The 23386-nt window shown below is 68.4% G+C and carries 20 protein-coding genes; 11 read left to right on the forward strand and 9 right to left on the reverse strand.

The features are described 5' to 3' along the window. Nucleotides 1-3: 3 nt before the first annotated feature. The 4 genes from Q8S38_RS16545 to Q8S38_RS16560 all read left to right on the forward strand — a co-directional run bounded on the left by Q8S38_RS16545 (nucleotide 4) and on the right by Q8S38_RS16560 (nucleotide 3850). Complete coding sequence (locus Q8S38_RS16545) at nucleotides 4-1116, forward strand: S-(hydroxymethyl)glutathione dehydrogenase/class III alcohol dehydrogenase (RefSeq protein ID WP_305681473.1); 1113 nt, start codon at nucleotides 4-6, stop codon at nucleotides 1114-1116. Nucleotides 1117-1283: 167 nt separating this feature from the next. After that, on the forward strand, nucleotides 1284-2123 hold the full coding sequence (gene fghA / locus Q8S38_RS16550) for an S-formylglutathione hydrolase (protein ID WP_305681474.1): 840 nt from the start codon (nucleotides 1284-1286) through the stop codon (nucleotides 2121-2123). Between the two features lie 111 nt (nucleotides 2124-2234). Beyond that, the gene (locus tag Q8S38_RS16555; protein ID WP_305681475.1) at nucleotides 2235-2603 is read left to right on the forward strand and encodes a YciI family protein; all 369 of its coding nucleotides are present in this window, start codon (nucleotides 2235-2237) and stop codon (nucleotides 2601-2603) included. Beyond that, nucleotides 2603-3850: an RNA polymerase sigma factor gene (locus Q8S38_RS16560; RefSeq protein ID WP_305681476.1), complete on the forward strand. Its 1248-nt coding sequence runs from the start codon at nucleotides 2603-2605 to the stop codon at nucleotides 3848-3850. The genes Q8S38_RS16555 and Q8S38_RS16560 overlap by 1 nt, the downstream gene beginning before the upstream one ends. A gap of 31 nt (nucleotides 3851-3881) precedes the next feature. On the opposite strand, the gene Q8S38_RS16565 is transcribed toward Q8S38_RS16560, so the two are convergent. Further along, the gene (locus tag Q8S38_RS16565) at nucleotides 3882-4649 is read right to left on the reverse strand and encodes an SDR family NAD(P)-dependent oxidoreductase (RefSeq protein WP_305681477.1); all 768 of its coding nucleotides are present in this window, start codon (nucleotides 4647-4649) and stop codon (nucleotides 3882-3884) included. 200 nt (nucleotides 4650-4849) lie between these two features. Here Q8S38_RS16565 and Q8S38_RS16570 point away from each other — a divergent pair, with 200 nt between their 5' ends. From Q8S38_RS16570 to Q8S38_RS16580, 3 genes are all read left to right on the forward strand, one after another. After that, the gene (locus tag Q8S38_RS16570; RefSeq protein ID WP_305681478.1) at nucleotides 4850-5887 is read left to right on the forward strand and encodes an L-idonate 5-dehydrogenase; all 1038 of its coding nucleotides are present in this window, start codon (nucleotides 4850-4852) and stop codon (nucleotides 5885-5887) included. 276 nt (nucleotides 5888-6163) lie between these two features. Continuing rightward, entirely contained in the window at nucleotides 6164-7507 is a 1344-nt protein-coding gene (gene glmM / locus Q8S38_RS16575) for a phosphoglucosamine mutase (RefSeq protein WP_305681479.1), read from the forward strand. A gap of 377 nt (nucleotides 7508-7884) precedes the next feature. Next, a complete protein-coding gene (locus tag Q8S38_RS16580; RefSeq protein WP_305681480.1) occupies nucleotides 7885-8781 on the forward strand; it encodes an outer membrane protein in 897 nt (298 codons plus the stop codon). A gap of 82 nt (nucleotides 8782-8863) precedes the next feature. Here Q8S38_RS16580 and gpmI read toward each other — a convergent pair whose 3' ends face one another. Continuing rightward, on the reverse strand, nucleotides 8864-10381 hold the full coding sequence (gene gpmI, locus Q8S38_RS16585) for a 2,3-bisphosphoglycerate-independent phosphoglycerate mutase (protein WP_305681481.1): 1518 nt from the start codon (nucleotides 10379-10381) through the stop codon (nucleotides 8864-8866). Nucleotides 10382-10483: 102 nt separating this feature from the next. On the opposite strand from gpmI, the gene Q8S38_RS16590 reads away from it, so the two are divergent. Then, nucleotides 10484-11242, forward strand: coding sequence for a haloacid dehalogenase type II (locus Q8S38_RS16590; RefSeq protein ID WP_305681482.1), 759 nt, complete (start codon nucleotides 10484-10486; stop codon nucleotides 11240-11242). A 23-nt stretch (nucleotides 11243-11265) separates the two neighbouring features. On the opposite strand, the gene Q8S38_RS16595 is transcribed toward Q8S38_RS16590, so the two are convergent. Further along, nucleotides 11266-11865 (reverse strand): dioxygenase family protein, encoded by a 600-nt coding sequence (locus Q8S38_RS16595; RefSeq protein ID WP_305681483.1) that lies wholly within the window; start codon nucleotides 11863-11865, stop codon nucleotides 11266-11268. Nucleotides 11866-12041: 176 nt separating this feature from the next. Between Q8S38_RS16595 and Q8S38_RS16600 the strand changes: the two genes are divergently transcribed. After that, nucleotides 12042-12725: a glutathione S-transferase family protein gene (locus Q8S38_RS16600; RefSeq protein ID WP_305681484.1), complete on the forward strand. Its 684-nt coding sequence runs from the start codon at nucleotides 12042-12044 to the stop codon at nucleotides 12723-12725. 28 nt (nucleotides 12726-12753) lie between these two features. Here the strand turns inward: Q8S38_RS16600 and Q8S38_RS16605 are convergent, their stop codons facing one another. Further along, nucleotides 12754-14265 carry an HWE histidine kinase domain-containing protein gene (locus tag Q8S38_RS16605; protein WP_305681485.1) on the reverse strand — a complete coding sequence of 504 codons (1512 nt, stop codon included), beginning with the start codon at nucleotides 14263-14265 and terminating at the stop codon, nucleotides 12754-12756. Nucleotides 14266-14550: 285 nt separating this feature from the next. Here Q8S38_RS16605 and Q8S38_RS16610 point away from each other — a divergent pair, with 285 nt between their 5' ends. Further along, nucleotides 14551-16224, forward strand: a complete 1674-nt coding sequence (locus tag Q8S38_RS16610; RefSeq protein ID WP_305681486.1) for a formate--tetrahydrofolate ligase — start codon at nucleotides 14551-14553, stop codon at nucleotides 16222-16224. Nucleotides 16225-16344: 120 nt separating this feature from the next. Continuing rightward, complete coding sequence (locus tag Q8S38_RS16615; RefSeq protein WP_305681487.1) at nucleotides 16345-18111, forward strand: sensor domain-containing diguanylate cyclase; 1767 nt, start codon at nucleotides 16345-16347, stop codon at nucleotides 18109-18111. 86 nt (nucleotides 18112-18197) lie between these two features. On the opposite strand, the gene ftsH is transcribed toward Q8S38_RS16615, so the two are convergent. The 5 genes from ftsH to Q8S38_RS16640 form a co-directional block, all read right to left on the reverse strand. After that, nucleotides 18198-20123 carry an ATP-dependent zinc metalloprotease FtsH gene (gene ftsH / locus Q8S38_RS16620; RefSeq protein ID WP_305681563.1) on the reverse strand — a complete coding sequence of 642 codons (1926 nt, stop codon included), beginning with the start codon at nucleotides 20121-20123 and terminating at the stop codon, nucleotides 18198-18200. Between the two features lie 110 nt (nucleotides 20124-20233). Next, complete coding sequence (gene tilS / locus Q8S38_RS16625) at nucleotides 20234-21304, reverse strand: tRNA lysidine(34) synthetase TilS (protein ID WP_305681488.1); 1071 nt, start codon at nucleotides 21302-21304, stop codon at nucleotides 20234-20236. Continuing rightward, nucleotides 21301-22218: a tol-pal system protein YbgF gene (ybgF, locus tag Q8S38_RS16630; protein WP_371125903.1), complete on the reverse strand. Its 918-nt coding sequence runs from the start codon at nucleotides 22216-22218 to the stop codon at nucleotides 21301-21303. Before ybgF ends, tilS begins: the two co-directional genes overlap by 4 nt. Nucleotides 22219-22346: 128 nt before the next feature. Next, a complete protein-coding gene (gene pal / locus Q8S38_RS16635; protein WP_305681489.1) occupies nucleotides 22347-22856 on the reverse strand; it encodes a peptidoglycan-associated lipoprotein Pal in 510 nt (169 codons plus the stop codon). A gap of 231 nt (nucleotides 22857-23087) precedes the next feature. Further along, complete coding sequence (locus Q8S38_RS16640; RefSeq protein ID WP_305681490.1) at nucleotides 23088-23342, reverse strand: hypothetical protein; 255 nt, start codon at nucleotides 23340-23342, stop codon at nucleotides 23088-23090. Between the last annotated feature and the right edge of the window lie 44 nt (nucleotides 23343-23386).

Raw genomic sequence — 23386 nt, forward strand, 5'->3', positions numbered from 1 at the left:
CCGATGAAGACCCGCGCCGCCGTCGCCTGGGAAGCCGGCAAGCCGCTCACCATCGAGACCATCGAGATCGGCGGCCCGAGGGCCGGCGAGGTGCTGGTCGAGGTGATGGCGACCGGCATCTGCCACACCGACGCCTACACCCTGTCGGGGATGGATTCGGAAGGAAAATTCCCGGCGATCCTCGGCCATGAGGGCGCGGGCATCGTCCGCGAGGTCGGCGCCGGCGTGACCTCGCTGAGGCCCGGCGACCACGTCATTCCGCTCTACACGCCCGAATGCCGCAGCTGTAAGTCCTGCCTCTCGCGCCGGACCAATCTCTGCACCTCGATCCGCTCGACGCAGGGTCAGGGCGTGATGCCCGACGGCACGAGCCGCTTCTCCTGCGACGGCGGCGAGGTGTTCCACTATATGGGCTGCTCGACCTTCGCGAACTTCACCATCCTGCCCGAGATCGCGCTGGCGAAGGTCCGCGAGGACGCGCCCTTCGACAAGATCTGCTATATCGGCTGCGGCGTCACCACCGGCATCGGCGCGGTGATCTACACCGCCAAGGTCTGGCCCGGCGCGAATGTCGTGGTCTTCGGGCTCGGCGGCATCGGCCTCAACGTGCTGCAGGCGGCGCGCATGGTCGGCGCCGACAAGATCATCGGCGTCGACATCAACCCGGCCCGCCAGGAGATGGCGCGCAAGTTCGGCATGACCCACTTCATCAACCCGAAGGAGGTCGGCAACGACAAGGTCGTCCAAGCGATCGTCGATCTCACCGGCGGCGGCGCAGACTTCTCCTTCGACGCCACCGGCAACACCGACGTGATGCGTCAGGCGCTGGAATGCTGCCATCGCGGCTGGGGCGAGTCGATCGTCATCGGCGTTGCCGAGGCCGGCAAGGAAATCGCGACGCGTCCGTTCCAGCTCGTCACCGGCCGCGTCTGGAAGGGTACGGCTTTCGGCGGCGCGCGCGGCCGCACCGACGTGCCCAAGATCGTCGACTGGTACATGGAGGGCAAGATCAACATCGACGACCTGATCACCCACAAGCTCAGCCTCGACGAGATCAATGTCGGCTTCGACCTGATGCATGAGGGCAAGTCGATCCGCAGCGTGGTGGTTTACTGAGGCCATTCGTCATTCTCGGGCGAAGCGCAGCGCAGACCCGAGAATCTCTGGCCGGAGGAGGAGCGCCTCTCCGCAGAGCACGCCTGCCCCATAAAAGGCACTGGTTTCCGAGATGGTCGGGTCAAGCCCGACCATGACGGCCACGACCAGAGCATAAGGAACACCCCATGGAACTCCTCTCGTCCTCGAAGGCCTTCGGCGGCTCGCAGCGTGTCTATCGCCATGACAGCACTGCCTGCGCCTGCCCGATGACTTTCGCGATCTTCCTGCCGCCGCAGATCGAGGAGGGGCCGGTTCCGCTGCTCTGGTATCTCTCGGGCCTGACCTGCTCGCATCAGAACGTCATGGACAAGGGCGAGTACCGGGCCGCCGCCGCCGCCAACGGCATCGCCATCATCTGCCCCGATACCTCACCGCGCGGCGAGAGCGTGCCCGACGAGCCCGGCAACTGGCAGTTCGGCTCCGGCGCCGGCTTCTATCTCGACGCCACGCAGGAGCCCTACGCGAAGAACTACCGCATGGAGACCTACATCCGCGATGAACTGCCGGAACTCGTCTCCCAGCATTTCCCGGCCGACATGACCCGCCAGGGCATCTTCGGCCATTCCATGGGCGGCCATGGTGCCATCACGCTCGCGCTGAAGAATCCCGAGCGCTACGCCTCCGTCTCCGCCTTCGCGCCGATCGCCCAGCCCTCGACCGCCGGCTGGTCGCGGCCGGCCTTCGAGAAATATCTCGGCACCGACGAGCGCAGCTGGCGTGCCTACGACGCGACGCTGCTGATCGCCGACGGCCACCGAGTCAGGGACCTGCTCGTCGATCAGGGCACCGCAGACGGCTTTCTCGACGAGGGCCTGCGGCCGCAGCTGCTCGAGGTCGCCTGCGCCGCGGCCGGTATCCCGCTCGAGCTGCAGATGCGGGAGGGCTACGACCACTCCTACAACTTCATCTCGACCTTCATGGCCCAGCACATCGCCTGGCATGCGCAGCGGCTGGCAAAGGCCTGAGAGGCGGCGGCGGATTTTTTTTCAACCGCCTGTCGAAACCCGCCGGGGCTGGACGTCATCATGGCAGCCGGGGGATGGTTCTCCGGCGTCAGGTGACGAGGAGTTCGCCCCATGCAGTACATGCTCATCTTCCGCGAGACGGACACCGAATTCGGCCTGCGTGACGACCCCGCCAAGGGGCCGGCCTACTGGGCCTCCTGGATGGCCTATGTCGGCGCGCTCAACCAGGCCGGAATCGTGGTCAGCGGCGCGGGCCTGCAGCCGCCCCACAGCGCCACGATGGTGCGGGTGCGCGACGGCCAGCGCCAGGTACAGGACGGCCCGCATCCCGACACCAAGGAGCAGCTCGGCGGCTATTTCGTCATCGACGTGCCCGACCTCGACGCCGCGCTCGACTGGGCGGCGCGCAGCCCGGCCTCGTCCTATGGCTCGACCGAGGTGCGCCCGGTGTTGCCGCCCCCGCCGCAGCCCTCCGCCTGATGACAGCGGAGGCCGGCGCCGCCGACGAGGCGCGGATGGCGGCCGATCTCGCCGCCCGCGCCTCCTATGGCCGCCTGCTCTCGCTGCTGGCGCGCGACTGGCGCGATCTGGCGGCCGCCGAGGATGCGCTCGCGGAAGCCTTTCGGCTGGCGCTCGACCATTGGCCCTCGGACGGCGTCCCGGCCCGTCCGGAGGCCTGGCTGCTGACGACCGCGCGTCGCCAGCTGATCGACGGGCGGCGCCGCCAGACCAACCGCGCCGCCGCCGAGCCGACCCTGACCCTGCTGGCGGAGCAGGATGCGCGCACCGACGGCGCCGCCTTTCCCGATGAGCGACTCAAGCTGCTCTTCGTCTGTGCCCATCCGGCGATCGACGCCACCGCCCGCGCACCGCTGATGCTGCAGGCTGTGCTGGGCCTCGATGCCGCCCGCATCGCCCAGGCCTTCCTGACCTCGCCCGCGGCACTCGGCCAGCGCCTGGTGCGCGCCAAGGCCAAGATCCGCGATGCCCGCATCGCCTTCGCCATTCCCGAACAGGCCGAGCTGCCCGGGCGGCTCGATGCCGTGCTGCAGGCGATCTACGCCGCCTATGGCAGCGGCTGGGACGATATCGCCGGTGCCGATCCCCGGCGCCGCGGCCTCGCGGAGGAGGCGACTTGGCTGGCGCGGCTGGTGATCCAGCTCCTGCCCGGGGAGCCGGAGGCGCGGGGCCTGCTCGCGCTGATGCTGCATGGCGAGGCCAGGCGCGAGGCCCGCAGGGCGGCCGACGGCGCCTTCGTGCCGCTCGCCGAGCAGGACACGGCGCGCTGGTCGGCTCCGCTGATCAAGGAGGCGGAAGCCGAACTGGCGCAGGCCGCCCGGCATGCGAGTTTGGGGCCGTTCCAGCTGGAGGCGGCGATCCAGTCCGTCCATGCCGCCCGGGCGGTGACGGGGCGCACCGACGCCACAGCCCTGGCCCGCCTCTATGAAGGGCTGGCCCGGCTCGCACCGACGACCGGCGTGCTCGTCAGCCGGGCCGCGGCACTGGCGGAGGCATCCGACCCGCAGGCCGGGCTTTCGGCCCTGGCCGAACTGCCCCCCGGCGACGTCCTGTCCTATCAGCCCTACTGGGCCCTCAGGGCCCATCTGCTGCGCCGGTCCGGACAGGGCGAGGCCGCCCGCGACGCTTATGACCGCGCCATCGGCCTCAGCAGCGACCCGGCCGTGCGCGATTTCCTGATGCAGGCGTCTCGGCGCCCGCCGGACTGAGCCTGGGCTTTCGAGAAGCGGGCGGCGGCCCTCACACCACCGCGGTCAGCCCGCCATCGACCATCAGCAGATGGCCGTTGACGTAGTCGGCCGCCGCCGAGGAGAGGAAGATCGCCGCGCCGACCAGTTCCTTGGTCTCGCCCCAGCGCCCGGCCGGCGTCCGGTTGCAGACCCAGGCGGTGAAGGCCTCGTCGGCGATCAGCGCCTTGTTGATCTCGGTGGTGAAATAGCCCGGGCCGATCGCATTGGCCTGGATGTTGTGCTTGCCGAGCTCGGCGGCGAGCCCGCGCGTCATCATCTTCACCGCGCCCTTCGAGGCCGTGTAGGGGATGATCGTCGCCCGTCCGAGCTCGCTCATCACCGAGCCGATGCTGATGATCTTGCCGCGCTTGCGCGGCAGCATCCGCTTGGTCACGGCCTGGGTGACGTAGAACACCGAGTGCAGGTTGGTCGCCATCACCTCGTGCCAGCCCTCGACCGGGAACTCGTGGATCGGCGCGCGCTTCTGCATGCCGGCATTGTTGATGAGGATGTCGATGGGCCCGATCTCAGCCTCGATTCCCGCGACGCCGGCCTCGACGGCCGCCTGGTCGGTGACGTCGAAGGGCGCGACCGAGACCTTGCGGCCGGCGGCCGAGATCGCCTGCGCGGCGCGCTCCAGCTTGGCCCTGTCGCGCCCGTTCAGCACGACATGTGCGCCGGCTTCAGACAGCCCTTCCGCCAGCGCCAGCCCGATCCCCTGCCCCGACCCGGTGACGAGGGCGATCTTGCCCTCCAGACTGAACAGCGACAGAGACATGGCGGAACCTCGCGAACGGGATCGCCGGCATCTTTCGAATTGCGCCGGCTCGGCGAAAGTGGGTAAGCAGCTTTCAATCGATTAGACAATATCGGCGAGGCTGTCAGGCCTCCCTCAGCCCTCATCCTGAGGAGCCCCGCTCCTACGGAGCGCTCCTCAGGATGAGGGCTGAGAAGACCGCCAACATCAGGGAAGAAGCCATGCGCGCCGTCGTCATCCATGCCGAAAAGGACCTCCGCATCGACGAGGTCGCCACGGCTGAACCCGGTCCGCGGCAGGTCCGCGTCAAGATCGAGGCCGGCGGCATCTGCGGCTCGGACCTGCATTACTACCTTCATGGCGGCTTCGGCACGATCCGCGTGCGCGAGCCGCTGATCCTCGGCCATGAGATCGCCGGGCGCATCGAATGCGTCGGCGCCGAGGTCACCCGCGTCAAGGTCGGCGATCGCGTCGCCGTCAATCCCAGCCGCGCCTGCGGCCATTGCCGCTACTGCCAGATGGGCCAGCAGCAGCACTGCACCGACATGCTGTTCTATGGCAGCGCCATGCGCTTCCCCCATGTCCAGGGCGGCTTCCGCGAGATGCTCGTCATCGAGGAACGCCAGGCGGTGAAGGTCGCCGACCATGTCAGCGCGGCCGAGGCCGCCTTCGCCGAGCCACTGGCGGTCTGCCTCCACGCCGTCAAGCGGGCCGGCCCGCTGCTCGGCAAGCGCGTCCTCGTCACCGGCTCGGGGCCGATCGGCATCCTCACCATCATCGCCGCCAAGGCGGCCGGCGCGGCCGAGATCGTCGCCACCGACGTGGTCGACGGCCCCCTGCCGACGGCGCTGAAGATGGGCGCCAGCCGGGCCATCAACGTCATGGTCGAGCCCGACCGCCTGAAGGCCGAATACGGCGCCGAGAAGGGCGCCTTCGACGTGATGTTCGAGGCCTCGGGCAACCAGCATGCGCTGACCGGTGCCTTCGACGTGGTGCGCTCTGGCGGCGTGATCGTGCAGATCGGCGTCGGCGGGAACTTCACCCTGCCGATGAACGTCGTCGTCGCCAAGGAATTCGACCTGCGCGGCTCCTTCCGTTTCCACGAGGAGTTCGACTGGGCAGTGGCGATGATCGGCTCGAAGACGATCGACCTCTCGCCGCTGCTCACCGCGACGCTTCCCGTCGAACGCGCGATCGAGGCCTTCGACCTCGCCGCCGACAAGTCGAGGGCGATGAAAGTCCAGCTCGCCTTCGGGTGAGGTGAACAGCGCGTCGAGCCTGGTCCCTCCCCTAGCGCGCCGTCATCCCGGGCGACCGCAGGTCGACCCGGGATCCATGCCTGAACCGTTCCGGAATGGGTCCCGGGTCTGCGCTGCGCTCCGCCCGGGACGACGGTTCGTTTCACTCACGGCAACGAGCGCTCCGTCTCGTCCGCCCCCCGTCTACGATCCGTCACAAATCGTGAGAAGGCGGAAACCAATTCCCGCTATAAAACGCAACCGAGCGGGCTCCTCGCCCGACTGGACGGACACGACATGACACGCAAATATTTCGGCACCGACGGCATTCGCGGACGCGCCAATGGCGTCATCACGCCGGACCTCGCCCTGAAGGTCGGGCAGGCCACCGGCCTCGCCTTTCATCGCGGCGACCACCGCCACCGCGTCGTGATCGGCAAGGACACCCGCCTCTCCGGCTACATGATCGAATACGCCATGGTCGCCGGCTTCACCTCGGTCGGCATGGACGTGATGCTGCTCGGGCCGATGCCGACGCCGGCTGTCGCCATGCTGACGCGCTCGATGCGCGCCGATCTCGGCGTGATGATCTCCGCCTCGCACAATCCCTATGAGGACAACGGCATCAAGCTGTTCGGCCCGGACGGCTACAAGCTCAGCGACGAGGTCGAGCGCGAGATCTCGGCGCTGATCGATTCAGACCTCTCGCCGCGGCTTTCGACCTCGCCGACGCTCGGCCGCGCCAAGCGCATCGAGAGCGCCCATGCGCGCTATATCGAATTCGCCAAGCGCACCTTGCCCCGCAACATGGACCTGGAAGGGCTGCGCATCGTCATCGATTGCGCCAACGGCGCCGGCTACAAGGTCGCGCCGGAAGCGCTCTGGGAACTCGGCGCCGAAGTCATTGCGATCGGCGTCGACCCGGACGGCTTCAACATCAACAAGGATGTCGGCTCGACCGCCCCCGACGCGCTGATCGCCAAGGTCCGGGAGCTGCGCGCCGATATCGGCATCGCCCTCGATGGCGACGCCGATCGCGTCCTGATCGTCGACGAGCTCGGCCAGGTCGTCGACGGCGATCAGCTCATGGCCGTCATCGCCCGCACCTGGCAGGAGGATGGCCGCCTGTCGCAGCCCGGCGTGGTCGCGACCGTGATGTCCAATCTCGGGCTCGAGCGCTATCTGGCGGGGCTGGGCCTCAGCCTGGCGCGCACGGCGGTCGGCGACCGCTATGTGCTGGAGCATATGCGCAGCCACGGCTTCAACCTCGGCGGCGAGCAGTCCGGCCACATCATCCTGTCGGATTTCGGCACCACCGGCGACGGCCTGGTCGCGGCGCTGCAATTGCTGGCGGCGGTCAAGCGGCAGGACAAGCCGGTCTCCGAAATCTGCCACGCCTTCGAGCCGCTGCCCCAGATCCTCAAGAACGTCCGCTACGCCAATGGCAAGCCGCTCGAGAAGAAGCCCGTCGTCAGCGCCATCGAGGCGGCGCGGCAGATGCTGGGCGAGAGCGGTCGCCTCGTCATCCGCCCCTCCGGGACCGAGCCGGTGATCCGCGTGATGGCCGAAGGCGACGACCGCGACCTCGTCATGCGCGCCGTCGACGACATCGTCGAGGCCGTGACGAAGGCGGCGGCTTAAGCCCATCAGGCAATCTCGGAAGCCACCGCGTCATCCTGGACAAGCGGCGAAGCCGCGCAGGCCGGGATCCATCATAGGGCTCCGTCGTCGCCCGATGATGGATCCCGGGACGAAGCTTGGCTTCGCTCCGGGATGACGGCGCCGTTCCTGAGGGTCGGCCTATAAAGCTCGCCGCCTTCTCCCAATGCCCTGCGCGCCAGCGCAACGCACCCCTCCCCGCCCATTAACCTCCCGGCAAGTATTCGGGCCGCGTTCAGACTTTTTTGAGGTTAATTCCTAAGGTTAAGCCTCGTTTAAGATTTTGCCGGCATGGTCTGCCTGTCGGTAACTCGCGCGGGCTGCGTTCTTGGCGCCGCGCAAACTCGAGGGACACTGCCATGGGCAGCCTGAAAACTTTTGCGCTGGCGGGCGCCATGGCGCTCGGAGCATCCGCTGCCGCTGCCGCCGATCTGGCTTACGCACCGGCCCCGCCGCCCCACGAGCCGCTCGGCCTCAAGGGCACGATCAGCAGCGGCTTCTATCTGCGCGGCGACATCGGCGTCGGCTCGCAGTCCTATGACGAGCTGGACGTGAAGCTGAACAACGGCCCGGTCATCGCGGCCGCGGGCGTCACCTCCTTCACCACCATCAAGCCGGATCGCGGCTTCGCCGCCTTCGCCGGCGTCGGCATCGGCTATCAGTTCAACAGCTATCTGCGCTTCGACCTGACCGGCGAATACCGCGGCGGCTCGTTCAACGGCCGCGACCAGATCTCCTACAATTTCGGCGTCCCGACCAACCAGACCAATGTCTATCGCGCCGACGTCGCGACCTTCGTCGCGCTCGCCAACGCCTATATCGACCTCGGCACCTGGAACTGCCTGACGCCTTATCTCGGCTTCGGCATCGGCATGGCCAACCATTCGGTCAGCGGCCTGTCCGACCAGGGCATCAACCAGGCGGTGGGCGCCGCCTTCGCCAACACCTCCTATGCCTATGGCGACTCGGCCGACAAGACCAACTTCGCCTGGGCCCTGATGGCCGGCGTCTCCTACGACGTCACCTCCAACCTCAAGCTCGACATCGGCTATCGCTACCTGAACATGGGCGACGGTCCGACGATCGGCCTGCGAGGCGCCAACGGCCTGCTCGCCAATCCGAGCTCCTCGGTGCGCTTCAAGGGCATCGACAGCCACGACATCCGCATCGGCATGCGCTGGAACTTCAGCGATCCGAGCTGCTGCGGCCCGGTCGAGAAGCCGATCGCCTACGCGCCGACCGTCCGCAAATACTGAGCGCGACGCCAGCACGCGACGCCATGGATCAACAAGAACGGCGCGGACCCCGGTCCGCGCCGTTTTGCTTGGGCCAGCCGGCTCAGCGCAGGAGCGATCGGCCGGTCATCTCGGCCGGCTGCGCGACGCGCAGCAGCGCCAGCAGCGTCGGCGCGACGTCGGCCAGCCGCCCGTCGGCCAGGTTCTTGGCGTCGCTGCCGACGACCATTACCGGCACCGGGAAGGTGGTGTGGGCGGTATGCGGCGCGCCCGTCACGGGATCGACCATCAATTCGCAATTGCCGTGATCGGCCGTGATCAGCATCGCCCCGCCGCGTGTCTCGATCGCAGCCGCGATGCGCCCGAGCCCGGTATCGACGGTCTCGACGGCCTTGATCGCCGCCCTCAGCACGCCGGTATGGCCGACCATGTCGGGGTTGGCGAAGTTCAGCACGACGAGATCGTAGCGCCCGGACTCGATCGCCTCGACCGCCCGGTCGGTCAGTTCCGGCGCCGACATCTCGGGTTGGAGGTCATAGGTCGCGACCTTCGGCGAGGGCACCATGATGCGGTCCTCGCGCGGATAGGGCGTCTCCTCGCCGCCATTGAAGAAATAGGTGACGTGCGGATACTTCTCCGTCTCGGCCATATGCACCTGCGCGAGCCCCGCCTTGGCGACCGTCTCGCCCAGACCTTCGGCGAGCGTCTGCGGCGCAAACAGCGCCGGCATCACCGCATCGAGCCCCGCGCTGTAGGAGGTCATGCTCACGGCCTTCGCCAGCACGGGCCGGCGCGGCCGCTTGAACCCGGTGAAATCGGGCATCAGCACCGCATCCAGGATCTCGCGGATCCGGTCGGAACGGAAGTTGAAGCTCAACAGCCCGTCGCCGTCGCACATGCCGGCAAAGCCGCCGATCACCGCGGGCGCGATGAATTCGTCATGCACACCCTCGGCATAGGCGGCCGCGATCGCGGCAGGGGCATCGGCGAATGCTCGCCCCTCCCCGAGCACCATCGCCCGCCAGGCCTTCTCGACGCGCTCCCAGCGATGGTCGCGGTCCATCGCGAAATAGCGGCCACTCACGCTGGCGATGACCGCCTGCGCCGGCAGGGCCGCGATGAAGTCGCCCACGAAGCCGGCGGCCGATTGCGGCGGGGTATCGCGCCCGTCGGTGAAGATGTGCACTTGCACCGGGATGCCCTGCGCGACCAGGATCCGCGCCAGCGCCACGGCATGGTCCTGATGGGCATGCACGCCGCCCGGCGAGACCAGGCCCAGCAGATGGCAGGCGCCACCGCTCGCCTTGAGAGCCTCGACCAGCCCGGAGGACGCGAGCGCCTGGGCGATCGAACCGTCCTCGATCGCCAGATTGATCCGCGGCAGATCCTGCATCACGACGCGGCCGGCCCCGAGATTGAGATGGCCGACCTCGGAATTGCCCATCTGGCCCGGCGGCAGGCCGACATCGAGCCCGGAGGTCTTCAGGAAGGCGTGCGGAGAGCTCGCCCAGAGCCTGTCGAAGTTCGGCGTCTGGGCGAGGCGCACCGCGTTGTTTTCGCTCTCCTGCCGCCAGCCCCAGCCATCGAGGATCATCAGCATGACGGGGCGCGGCGCAGACATGGCAACCTGTGAGCATTTGTGAAGGCCGCTGTGCGGATACCACGCCACACGCTGCGATTGCGAGTGCTAAGAAGACGGACCCAACGTCTCGGGAGAACGGGCATGACGATCAAGGCCGTGGTCTTCGATGCCTATGGCACGCTGTTCGACGTGCAGTCCGTGGCGCGGGTCACCGACGCCGCCTTTCCCGGCCATGGCGAGGTCATCACCCAGATCTGGCGGCTGAAACAGCTCGAATACACCTGGCTGCGGGCCCTGATGGGCCAATATGCCGACTTCTGGACCGTGACGCAGGATTCGCTCGCCTATACGCTCGACACGCTCGGGCTCGTCGCCACCCCGGAACTCGTCGCGCAGATCGCCGAGGCCTATGACGCGCTGGCGCTCTACCCCGAAGCGCTTGAGGCGCTGGACGCGTTGGCGCCGCTGCGGCTCGCGATCTTTTCCAATGGCAGCCCGGCCATGCTCGGGCGCTTGGTCGCCCAGGCCGGCATCGAGAGCCGGCTCGAAACCGTGATCAGCGTCGACGAGATCGGCGTCTACAAGCCCGACCCGCGCGGCTACCGCCATGTCGAGGCGCGGCTGGGGCTGGGGCGCGACGAGATCCTCTTCGTCTCCTCCAACGGCTTCGACATCGCCGGCGCCAGGGCGCATGGGTTCCGCGTCGCACGGATCGCCCGCCTGCCGGCGGATGCGCTGCGCCGCGAACTCGCCGGCGCCGCCACGATCGGCCCGGCCCTGATGTTCAAGGCGCTGCGGCTGCGCCCCGAGCGTCTCGGCTTCGACGCCGACGTCACCATCGCCGCCCTGACCGACCTCGTCGCGCTCGTGGCGCAGGGCGAGGACGCCTGGGGTCGCTGACGCCGTCGGTCCCGCGGGCTCCCTCAATCCGCGAGAACGAAGTCGAAGCGGCCGAGCTGCCCCCCTGTCGCACCCGTGACCGTCATCAGCAGGCTGGCATCGAAGATGCGGTCGCGCTGGTTGGCCGCCCGCTCCTCGGGAAAATACAGCTGCGTCGTCAGCACGGGCCGGCTGCCGGCCTGCACCTTCACGTGGAAATGGCGGGTGCGCCCGGGGTAGAAGCCGGGAATGCGGGTGATGAACTGGTAGCGCCCCTGCGCGTCGGTGTACTGGTGGCCTCGGAAGCGGAAACCGGCATTGTCGTACTGCCCGCCCGTATCGGCGTGCCAGAGGTCGATCAGCGCGCCCGAGAGCGGCTGGCATTGCCGCGTCAGCACGAAGCCCGAAAGCACCAGCGCATCGCCGGGACCATCGCCGCGCAGATCGCGCTTCAGCGGGGAGGACGGCGTGAAATAGGGCCCTTCCGTCTGGCGCCGGGTCCCGGAGGCCGGCGCCTCGCAAGCCGGCGTCGCCGGCAGCGCCTGCGCCTCAGCGAGGCCCGGCAAGGCGAGGCTGGCCAGGCCGAACGCCGACAGATTGGCCGTCAGACGGCGACGGGTGACCAGGCTGGACGGTGGCGTCATCGTGTGGGATCCTCTGCTGGCCCGACAGAAACGGGGATTGCGCGTTCCAGAGGTGGCGAGCGCCGCGCCGACCGACAAGCCGCCCCTCACCGGGACGTGATCCCGCCCCGCGTTGACGCCGTGGCCGCCGCCGCCGCGGACCGCTAAGCAGAAACCCCGACAGCCGGAGACCGCCGATGATCAAGTTCTACTACCACCCCTCGCCCAACCCGGCGAAGATTGCGCTCTTCCTCGAGGAGGCGGGGCTTCCCTATGAGCTGGTCCCGGTCGACACCCGCAAGGGCGATCAGTTCAAGCCGGAGTTCCTGGCGATCAACCCCAACGCCAAGACCCCGGCGCTCACCGATGGCGACGCCACGATCTTCGACAGCAACGCGATCCTGCTCTATCTCGCCGAGAAGACCGGGCAGTTCCTCCCCGAGAACACGCCCAAGGCGCGCGGCGAGATGCTCTCCTGGCTGATGTTCGTCGCCACCGGCATCGGCCCCTACTGCGGCCAGGCGGTGCATTTCAGCCGCTTCGCGCCAGAGAAGCTGCCCTACGCGATCAACCGCTACGCCCGCGAGGCCGAGCGCCATTGGGGCATCATCGACGCACAGCTCGCCAAGGCGCCCTACATGCTGGGCGAGACCTACACGCTGATCGACATGTCGGTCTGGGGCTGGGCGACACGGCTCGGCTTCGCCATCGGCGACGACTGGGCCCGGATGTTCCCCAATGTGAAGCGCCATCTCGATCTGATCTCGGCACGTCCCGCCGCGCAGCGCGCCGTTGCGCTCAAGGACGCCTTCGCCTTCAAGACCGAGTTCGACGACGAGGCCCGCAGGATCCTGTTCCCGCAGAACGCCCATCTCGCCTGACGCCGGGGGCGTCGCGCCGGGCGGGCGCTCAGCTCCGCCCGGCCTCCTCGCCCTCGCCATCCTTCAGCGCGGCGAGTTGCGCGTCGAGGGTGAAGACGAGGCCGGTGGGCAGGAAGGCGCTGTCGGCCCGCCCCTGGCTGGCCGGCATCGTCCGCTCGATCAGGCGTGAGCCGAAACCCCGGCGCGAGGGCGGCGTGACCGGTGGCCCGCCGCTTTCCTGCCAGCGCAGGCGGAACTGCGGCATGCCGTCGATCTCGTCGATCCGCCAGCTCAGCGCGACGCGGCCCGTCTGGTTGGAGAGCGAGCCGTATTTGACCGCGTTCGTCGCCAGCTCGTGCAGCACCAGCGTCAGCGCCAGGGCCGCCCGCGGGCCCAGCACGACCTCCGGCCCCCTGATCACGAAACGCGACGGGTCGCCCTGGATGCCGATGATGCTGTCGGCGATGTCGGCCATCGCGGCATGCGCCTGATGCCCGCCGAGCAGGAGATCATGCGCCCGCGCCAGCGCCGCCAGCCTCGCGCTGAAGGTCTCGTTGGCGGCCTCCAGCGAGGTCGCCCCCCGCAGCGTCTGCGAGGCGATCGCCTGGATCATCGCCAGGGTGTTCTTCACGCGATGCGCCAGTTCCTGCATCAGCAGGCGTAGCTGCGCCTCGGTCTCCTTGCGTTCGGTGATGTCGATATGTGCGCCGACGAGCCGCAGCGGCCGGCCATCGGCATCGCGCTCGATCTGGGCGACGGCCGAAATCCACCGCTCCGCGCCGTCGGAGGGGCGAATGATGCGGTACTCCATCTGGTAGTCGGTGGCCGTGCCCGCGACCGTCTCGCGGAAATGGCTTTCGACCACGGCCCGCTCCTGCGGGTGGATGCGGCGCACCCAGTCTTCATGGCTCTCATGCACCGCATCGGGCGGCAGCCCGTGGACGAGCAGGTATTCCGGCGAGCGCGTGTTGCGGAAACCGTCCCGGAGGTCGACCTCGAGCCCGCCGACCTTGCCGATCTTCTGGACCTGGGCCAGTTCCTGCTCGCGACGCCGCAGCGCCTGCGCGGCGGCATCGCGTTCGCGCTGCGCCCGCACCAGCGTCGTCGTCTCGGTAACGACCGCCAGCACACCCAGCACCGCGCCGCCATCGTCGAAGAGCGGGCTGTAATCGACATTCAGCCAGACATCCTCGGCGACGCCGCTGCGATGCAGGACGAGCGGCAGGTCGCGATAGGACAAGGGCGCGCCGCCGACGAAGACGGTCGCCATGACCTCGTTGTGGAAGTCGGCGACCTCCGGCCACGCATCGAGCAGGCTACGCCCCAATATGTCGGGATGCTTGACGCCGGCGATGCCCAGATAGGCGTCGTTGTAGAGCAGCCGGCCCTCCGCCCCCCACAGGATCACCATGGGAGTCGGCGAGGTCAGAACCATCTGCAGGGCGGACCTCAGCCGCTCGGGCCAGCCCGCGACGGGACCGAGAGCGGTGTCCGCGCCGGTCCAGCCGCGAAGCAGCGCCCCCACTTCACCGCCGCCGACCGGCCACGATCCCCCCGCCATGCGGTTTCCCCCGAGCCGAACGACAGGCGTTCCGCATATCCGACATTACGGCGCTAGTGTTGGCATTCCCGATCGGACGCTTCAAGCCTGCCTGAATGCGCGAGCGCAGGCCTAGCAGGCGTTTCAGCGATCAGACACGTCAAATGACACAGCAAACCGGCGCCTGGGCTCGGTGCACCGCAATCCACGAAAGCAGTGGCAGGGCGCGAGGTTTCGCGGCAGTGTCGCGCGATCGATTCCGGGGCGACGATTGCCGCGGACGCCACGCCTAGCAGAGGGCCAGGGATGCCGACTGACATCGAGATCGCGCGCGCGGCCAAACTTCGGCCGATCGCGGACATCGCCGCACGTGCCGGCATTCCCGAATCCGCCCTCGAGCCCCACGGCAAGTTCATCGCCAAGGTCGACACGCAGGCCATCCCCGATTTTGCAGGCAAGCCCGACGGCAAGCTGATCCTCGTCACCGCCATCAATCCGACCCCGGCCGGCGAGGGCAAGACGACGACCACCGTCGGTCTCGGCGACGGCCTCAGCCGAATCGGCAAACGCTGCATGATCGCGCTGCGCGAGCCCTCGCTGGGCCCCTGCTTCGGCGTCAAGGGCGGCGCGGCCGGCGGCGGCCATGCCCAGATCGTGCCGATGGAGCAGATCAACCTGCACTTCACCGGCGACTTCCACGCCATCACCAGCGCGCACAACCTGCTCGCGGCGATGATCGACAACCATGTCTACTGGGGCAACGCGCTCGGCCTCGACACGCGCCACATCGCCTGGCGTCGCGTCATGGACATGAACGACCGCGCCCTGCGCCAGACCGTCTCCTCGCTCGGCGGCGCCAGCAACGGCTTCCCCCGCGAGGACGGCTTCGACATCACCGTCGCCTCGGAGATCATGGCGATCTTCTGCCTCGCGACCGACATGGCCGATCTCGAGGCCAGGCTCGGCCGCATCGTCATCGGCCGCACCCGCGACAAACGCCCCGTCACCGCCGCCGACCTCAAGGCCACCGGCGCGATGAGCGTCCTGCTCAAGGACGCGCTGATGCCCAATCTGGTGCAGACGCTGGAGGGCACGCCCGCCTTCGTCCATGGCGGGCCCTTCGCCAACATCGCCCATGGCTGCAACTCCGCCATCGCCACCCGCGCCGCCCTGAAGCTGGCGGACTACACCGTCACCGAGGCCGGTTTCGGGGCCGATCTCGGCGCCGAGAAATTCTTCGACATCAAATGCCGCAAGACCGGGCTGAAGCCGGCCGCGGCCGTCATCGTCGCCACCGTGCGCGCGCTCAAGATGCATGGCGGGGCCGCGAAGGAGGCGCTCGGCAGCGAGGATCTCGCCGCGCTGCAGGCCGGCCTCGCCAACCTCGCCCGCCATGTCGGCAATATCAGAAAGTTCGGCGTACCGCCGATCGTCGCGATCAACCATTTCGTCAGCGACACCGCGGCCGAACACGCGCTGATCGTCAGCTATTGCCGCAACCATCTCGGCGTCGAGGCGGTGATCTGTCGCCACTGGGCGCAAGGCGGCGCGGGCACCGAGGAACTGGCGCACAAGGTTGTCGCCCTGGCCGAAAGCGGCGAGGCCGATTTCGCTCCGCTCTATCCCGACGCCCTGCCGCTCTGGGACAAGCTGGAGACGATCGCCCGCGAGATCTATGGCGCCGCCGGCATTGCCGGCGATGCCAAGGTGAAGGCCCGCTTCGCCGAACTGGAGGCCGACGGCTACGGCCATCTGCCCGTCTGCGTGGCCAAGACGCAGTATTCCTTCTCCGCCGACCCGACCCTGCGCGGCGCCCCCAGCGGCCACACCGTTCCGGTGCGGGAGGTCCGCCTCTCGGCCGGCGCCGGCTTTGTCGTGGCGATCTGCGGTGACATCATGACGATGCCCGGCCTGCCCCGCATGCCCGCGGCCGAGAAGATCCACATCGATGCGCAGGGACGGATCGAAGGGCTGTTCTGATCGGCTTTTCGCAGGGGGACGGGCCGGCCATTGGCGGATTGTTAAAGGCCTCCCGACAGGATCGCGGCGCGGCGGACGGGCGTGCGGGCGTCGTGGCCGGCCTGAGGAGACGTCTTGCCGATGAGATCAGCTGCCGCCGCCAGGCTGTTGCCCCGGGGCCTGCGCGGCCGGGTGATGATCGCAACGCTCGCCATCCTGGTGGCGATCGCGCTTCCCGCCGCCGGGGTCTTCATCTGGCTGGTGGACAACACGGTGGTGAAGCTCGGCACGCTGTTTGCCGAGAAGCAGATCCTGTTCGACCGCTATCGCGGCCTGGAATCGCTGATGCGGGAGGTCTCACTGGCGGAGACGGTGGCCCGGTCGCCGGCGATCCTCGATTGGGCTAAGGACGAAGCCGATCCCGCCAAGGCGCAGCGCGGCCTGGCGGAACTCGAGCACTACCGCCTGTCCTTCAAGGACCAGAGCTATTTCGTGGTGCTCGACGGTTCCGGGAACTACTATTTCAACGACAAGGCCGACACCTACCGGAACGATCGCCGGCGTTACACGCTCGCGCGGGACAACCCCCGCGACGGCTGGTATTTTCAGACCATCGCGCTGGGCTCGGGCTGCCATCTCAACGTCGACCACGACGACAACATCAAGGTCACCAAGGTCTGGATCAACTGCATCATCCGCAGCGGCGAGCGCGCGCTTGGCGTCATCGGCACCGGCGTCGATCTCAGCCAGTTCATCCGTGAGGTCGTCGACATCCCGCAGACCGGGGTGCAGAGCATGTTCGTCGATCGCAACGGCGCCGTGCAGGCCCATCGCGATCCCAAGCTCGTCGATTTCCACAGCCTGACCAAGGACAGCAAGGCCAAGAAGACGATCTTCCTGCAGCTGGACCATGAGCGCGACCGGAGCGCTTTGGCGCAGATGATGCAGCAGGTTGCAGCCGGCGGCGCGCTTGTCCGCTCCCGCTTCATGCAGATCGACGGCCAAATGGTGCTGGTCGGAGTCGGCTATCTCGACCGGCTCGGCTGGTTCAATGTCACCCTCATGGACGTCGATGAGATTATCGATCGGCGTCTGTTCCTGCCGATCGCTCTGCTCCTGGCGGCGATGCTGCTGGCGGCCGCCGCATTGATGACCCTTGCGTTCCAGCGCCGCGTCCTTGACCGGCTGGCGCGCGTGGAAGGAGACGTCCAGAAGGTCCGGGCCGGTCGCTTCGACGAGGTCGCGAGCGATGGCGCCGACGACGAGATCGGCCGGCTCTCGCGCGCCTTCCGCGAGATGGCCAGCGCCGTCGGCGACAACACCGATCGCCTTGAGGAGATGGTGCGCGACCGCACGCGCGATCTGGAGCGCCTCGCCCATCTCGACCCGCTGACCGGGATCTTCAACCGCCGCGGCTTCGAGCGCGCGTTCGAGGCCGGCCAGAACCGCGCCCGGCGCGCCGGACACGCCACGGGCCTGCTGCTGTTCGACATCGACCGGCTCAAGCCGATCAATGACATCCACGGCCATCACCACGGCGATTCCGTCATCGTCGCCGTGGTCGAGCGACTGACCGGGCTGCTGCGCAGCTACGATGTCTGCGCCCGTTGGGGCGGAGACGAGTTCATTGTCCTGGTCGACCAGGCCAGCCCGGCCTCGCTGTCGGCGATCGCGGCCAAGATCGGCGCGGCCATGCGGGCGCAGCCGGTCGTATTGGCCGATGGCCTCTCGCTGCCGGTGACGGTCAGCATCGGCGCCAGCATCGTGACGGAGGGGCAGAGCCTTGTCGATGCGGCCAGCCGGGCCGACAAGGCGCTGTATGCCGCCAAGCAGGGCAACCGCGACACCTTCGTCCTCGATGAAGCGGCGAGCCGTGGCGAACCGGACCCCGCGCAGCCACGAGGCTGACGCCGATGACCCCACTGGCCGCATGACAAAAGGGCGCCCTTGCGAGGCGCCCTTTCCTAAATCAATCCGATGAACCGGACCTCAGGTCACACCTGAGGCTGCGGCTCCAGCCCGGCATCGGGCTCGTCGCGCTTGCGGCCCTTGCCGGCGCTCGGCACGGCCGAGCCGCGCGGCGCCGACGGGGTGTCGTCGAGATCGCGCGACGGACGCTTGCCGGCGATCAGGTCGCGGATTTCCTCGCCGGTCAGCGTCTCGAACTCGAGTAGCGCCTCAGCCACCGCCACAAACTGTTCGTGATGGTCGGTGAGGATCTTCTTGGCGTCCTGATAGCCGGTATCGACCAGCTTCTTGACCTCGGCGTCGATCTTCTGTGCCGTCGACTCCGAGATGCTCTGGCTGCGGCCCATCGACATGCCCAGGAAAACCTCTTCCTGGTTGTCGCCATAGGCGACCATGCCGAGTTCGTCGGAGTAACCCATCTGGGTGACCATGGCCTTGGCCATCTTGGTCGCCTGCTGGATGTCGCCGGTCGCGCCCGAGGTCACGTTCTCGCGGCCGAAGGTCATTTCCTCCGCGACGCGACCACCCATGGCGACCGCGAGCTGGGAGGTGAACTCCTTGTACTTCATCGAGTAGCGGTCGCCCTCCGGCAGGAACTTGACCATGCCGAGCGCACGACCGCGCGGAATGATCGTCGCCTTGTGGACCGGGATGCCGGCGGGGACATAGAGGCCGACGATGGCGTGTCCGGCCTCGTGATAGGCGGTCAGCTTCTTCTCTTCCTCGGACATTGCCATGGATTTGCGCTCGGCGCCCATCATGACCTTGTCCTTGGCGTCCTCGAACTCGGCATGGGTGACCATGCGCTTGCCGCGCCGCGCCGCCAGCAGCGCCGCCTCGTTGACGAGGTTCATCAGATCGGCGCCCGAGAAGCCCGGCGTGCCGCGGGCGAGAATGCGCAGATCGACATCCGGCGCCACCGGGACCTTGCGGACATGGACCTTGAGGATCTTCTCGCGACCGGCGACGTCGGGGTTCGGCACCACGATCTGGCGGTCGAAACGGCCCGGACGCAGCAGCGCCGGGTCGAGGACGTCGGGCCGGTTGGTGGCGGCGATGATGATCACGCCCTCGTTCGGCTCGAAGCCGTCCATCTCGACGAGGAGTTGGTTCAGCGTCTGCTCGCGCTCGTCATTGCCACCGCCGAGACCGGCTCCGCGATGACGACCGACCGCGTCGATTTCGTCGATGAAGATGATGCAGGGCGAGTTCTTCTTGGCCTGCTCGAACATGTCGCGCACGCGGCTGGCGCCGACGCCGACGAACATCTCGACGAAATCCGAACCCGAGATCGTGAAGAACGGCACATTGGCTTCACCCGCGACGGCACGCGCCGTCAGGGTCTTGCCCGTGCCGGGAGGGCCGACCAGCAGCACGCCGCGCGGAATGCGCCCGCCCAGGCGCTGGAACTTCTGCGGATCGCGCAGGAACTCGACGATCTCCTGCAGGTCCTCCTTGGCCTCGTCGATGCCGGCGACATCCTCGAAGGTGACGCGGCCATGCGCCTCGGTAAGGAGCTTGGCCTTCGACTTGCCGAAGCCCATCGCGCGGCCGGCGCCGTTCTGCATCTGGCGGGACATGAAGATCCACAGGCCGATGAAGATGACGAAAGGCAGCGAATTGACCAGCAGGGCCATGAACCAGGGCGTGCCTTCGGACGGCGCGCGGGCCGAAACCTGGACGCCCTTCTGGGCCAGCGTCTTGAGCAGGGCCGGGTCGCCATAGGGCGCATAGGTCACGAAGGTGCGACCATCCGAGAACGTCCCGGTGATCTCCTGTCCGGCCACCACGACATTGGTGATCCGCCCGGCCTCCGACTCGTTGATCAGCTGGCTGTAGGGAATTTCGTTGGTGCTGGCGCGTTGGCTTGGGCTTTGAAACAGCGTGACGAGCGCCAGGACAAGCAGGAAGATCACCACCCAGAGGGCGAAATTGCGAAAGTTCGGATTCATCATCTGTCCGATCGGGCCTGCCGGACCAACCGGAAGAGGCCAAGAGTTTGCAGGACTAATCTAGGTGCGACCGGGGCCCTTGCCAAGGGAAACAGAAAATCGCCTCCAGCCTATGATGCCGCAGGGTGAACGCCGCGCCGGCGCGGTCCCTCCGGCCGCAGCAGCAAGGTGCCGTCGGCCTGCAGGACCAGCACGCAACCCGCCAGAGTGCGCGTCGTCCGCGCCCCGTCCCGCGCGGCGCGCGCCAGGGCCTCGACGCAGGCCTCGAGCCGCTCCAGCCGCGCCGGCAGGGCGTTTGCGACCGGCATCGCCTCCAGCGCCAGCGCGACGACGCGCAGCACGATCTCGTCGGGTTCGCCCAGCAGCGCGGAAAACCGCAGCCGCACCACCGGCGCCTCGCCGGTGGGCAGGAGCAGGCCGGGCAGCAGCAGGCCGGGCAGCAGCGCCTGAGCCCGCGCCGCAGCCGCCGCGTCCAGCCGCGCGATGCGCTGTGCCAGCAGCGCCAGCCGCTCCGCATCCAGGCCCTCGGCGGCCAGCACCGGCATCAGCCCGCGCCAGCGCACCCGCCCGAAGCGGGGGTCCTCGTTGCTGGGGTCGCTCACGAAAGGCAGGTCGCGCGCCTGCGCTGTTGCGACCAGGCGCACCTTGGGCAGGCCAAGCAGCGGGCGCACCAGCGTGATCCCGCCCTTGCGGCTGCGCGGCCGCATTCCGGCCAGCCCGGCAGGCCCGGAGCCGCGCGCCATCCGCATCAGCAGCGTCTCGGCCTGGTCGTCCTGCGTATGCGCGGTGACCAGTGTCGCGCCGCCGAGCCGCTCAGCTTCCGTCACCAGAAGGGCGTAGCGGGCCGCCCGCGCCTGTTCCTGCAACGCCGTGCGGGGCTTGGCGCCCTGCCAGTGCAGGATGCGATGAGGCACGCCCAGCTGTCCGCAAAGCGTGGCGACGCGGTGCGCCTCCTCACCCGAAGCGGCGCGAAGACCATGATCGACGGTGGCGGCGTGGAGCGGCGGTCGCCCGGGCTCGCGCGCCCATTCTGTCAGGAGCGCCAGGAGAGCCACGGAATCGGGCCCGCCGGAGACGGCCACGAGCAGGGCCGGTTCGTTCGCCAGTCCGGCGAACAGGGCGGCGGCCTCGTGCCCGCCGACGGGCTGTGGAGCGCAGGCGATCTGTGGGACGGCGCTCAAGCGCAGCCCGAACGCCGCCGTTCGCGCTCGACGCCCTGCCGCACCGAACTGGGCGCGGAGGGATAATCGACACCGACCTTGGCATAGGTGGCGCAGGCCTGGTCCCGGGCGCCGAGCCCGTTCAGCGCGATGCCCAGCCGCAGCAGGCTGTCGGGCGCCTTGGCCGATTTCGGCGCATCGTTGCTGACCTTGAGGAACTGCTCGGCCGCCTCGCGGAAGCGCTTGCGCTGGAGATAACTCTCGCCGAGCCAATAGGTCGCGTCGATGGCGAGGCGATCGCGCGGGTAGCTCTGCAGGAACTGGCGGAAGCCCATCTCGGCCTGCTCGTACTCCTTGCGCAGGATCGCGGCATAGGCCAGCTCATACGCGTCCTTTGCCGTGGCCGGACCGCTCGCGGCGGCGACGCTGGGCCCGCGCGGGCCTGCCGACGGCAACGCGCCCTGCGGCACCCCGCGTCCGACGCCCTGGAGGTCGAGAGGCCCCTGCCCGCCCGCACCCTCCGCCGCATCATCCTCGATGATGCCGCCGATGCCACCATTGAGCGCGCGCGGCGCCCCGGCCGCCGCCTGCTGCGTGGCCGGATCGAAGGCGTCGCTGCGGCGCTGCGGCTGCGGCTGCTGGCGCGGCGTCGCGGCCGGCGCGGCTGCGCCCGACGGACGGCCACCGCGCTCGTTCAGCCGGAACTCGACATCCTCCTGGAACTTGCGGAGCTGCTCGGTCAGGCGCCGGTTCTCGAACTGCAACTGCTCGATCTGGCCCGAGAGCTGGCGAAGCTGGTTCTCCATCCGCGCGGTCCGCACCACGAGATCGGCGGCGTCCTGGGCCCGCACGGGCAGGCTCACGGCCGACACCGCGACGCTGAGCGCGAGAACGGCCAGAAGCCTGCGAGCGGGACGAGCGGCGAGGAGCATCATGAACAACCGGAGAGCTGCGACGGGATTGGCCTATAACACGCCATGACCACGGCCAAAATATGAAAGGGCCGGCGGCCTTCCTCTCGGGAAGACGCCGGCCCCTGTCGGATCGGGAAAGCCTGGCGGCGTCAGACGCCGCCGCCGGCGCCGTCCAGCACCGTGACCGAGCGGCGGTTCTGCGACCAGCAGGAGATGTCGTTGCAGACCGCGACCGGCCGCTCCTTGCCGTAGGAGACGATGCGCATGCGGTTGCCCTGGATGCCGCGCGAGGCGAGATAGTCGCGCACCGTCTGGGCCCGGCGCGCCGAGAGCGAGAAGTTGTATTCGCGGGTGCCGCGCTCGTCGGCATGGCCCTCGACGACGAAGGTGTAGCGCGGGAAACGCTGCAGCCAGGCCGACTGCTTGTCGAGCGTGGCGACCGCCGTCGGGGTCAGATCGGTCGAGTCGGTCTCGAAGAAGACGCGGTCGCCGACATTGACGACGAAGTCCTGTGCGCTGCCGGGCGTGGCGGCCCCGCCGGCGCCGAAGCCGTTGGCGTCGGCATTCTGGTTGTTGGCGCAGGCGCCGAGCGCCAGCGAAGCGGCGATGGCGGCGGCGAAGCGGACGGCGCGGCCGCCGGCGAAGAGAGTGGCGAACATGAGGAACTCCGGGACGTTCGTTGCCTGCGAGGCGCGTTTGACGGACGACGTTGAAGGGACAAGGCTGCGATGCACGTAACGGCATCAATGAAGCGTCAACCTAAACGAGACCTTGCCAGATCAAGGCGAAGTGGCGGCATTGCGGCGTATGGTTAATCAAATGCGACCGGCCGCCGGTTTCGGCCGGATGTGGCGCATTTGCACCGGCATCGCCCCGCCATTTTTCGCGGCTCAATAGCCGCGCCTGGCGCCAGTGCAGTTCATGAACGCCATATGCGCGCCCGTGCCGAGCCGTGGCGAGCGCCACTTCAGGCGGCCCGGACGATGCGGATCTTCCGAAACGCTGCCGCCATTGGTGACCGCACAGGTGCAGGCGCGGCTGTCCCTGGCCGTGCGGCCCTGCGGATGGACCCCTTGCGCCGCGGCCGCGGTCACAAGGCCAACTGTCCAGAGCGCGGCCAAAGCCGCAACGAGTCTCGTTCGCATGGTGTCACCCCCCGATGAACCCTGCAGAGGTTACAGCAACGCCG

Source organism: Allobosea sp. (genome assembly GCF_030695125.1).
Taxonomy (GTDB): Bacteria; Pseudomonadota; Alphaproteobacteria; order Rhizobiales; family Beijerinckiaceae; genus Allobosea.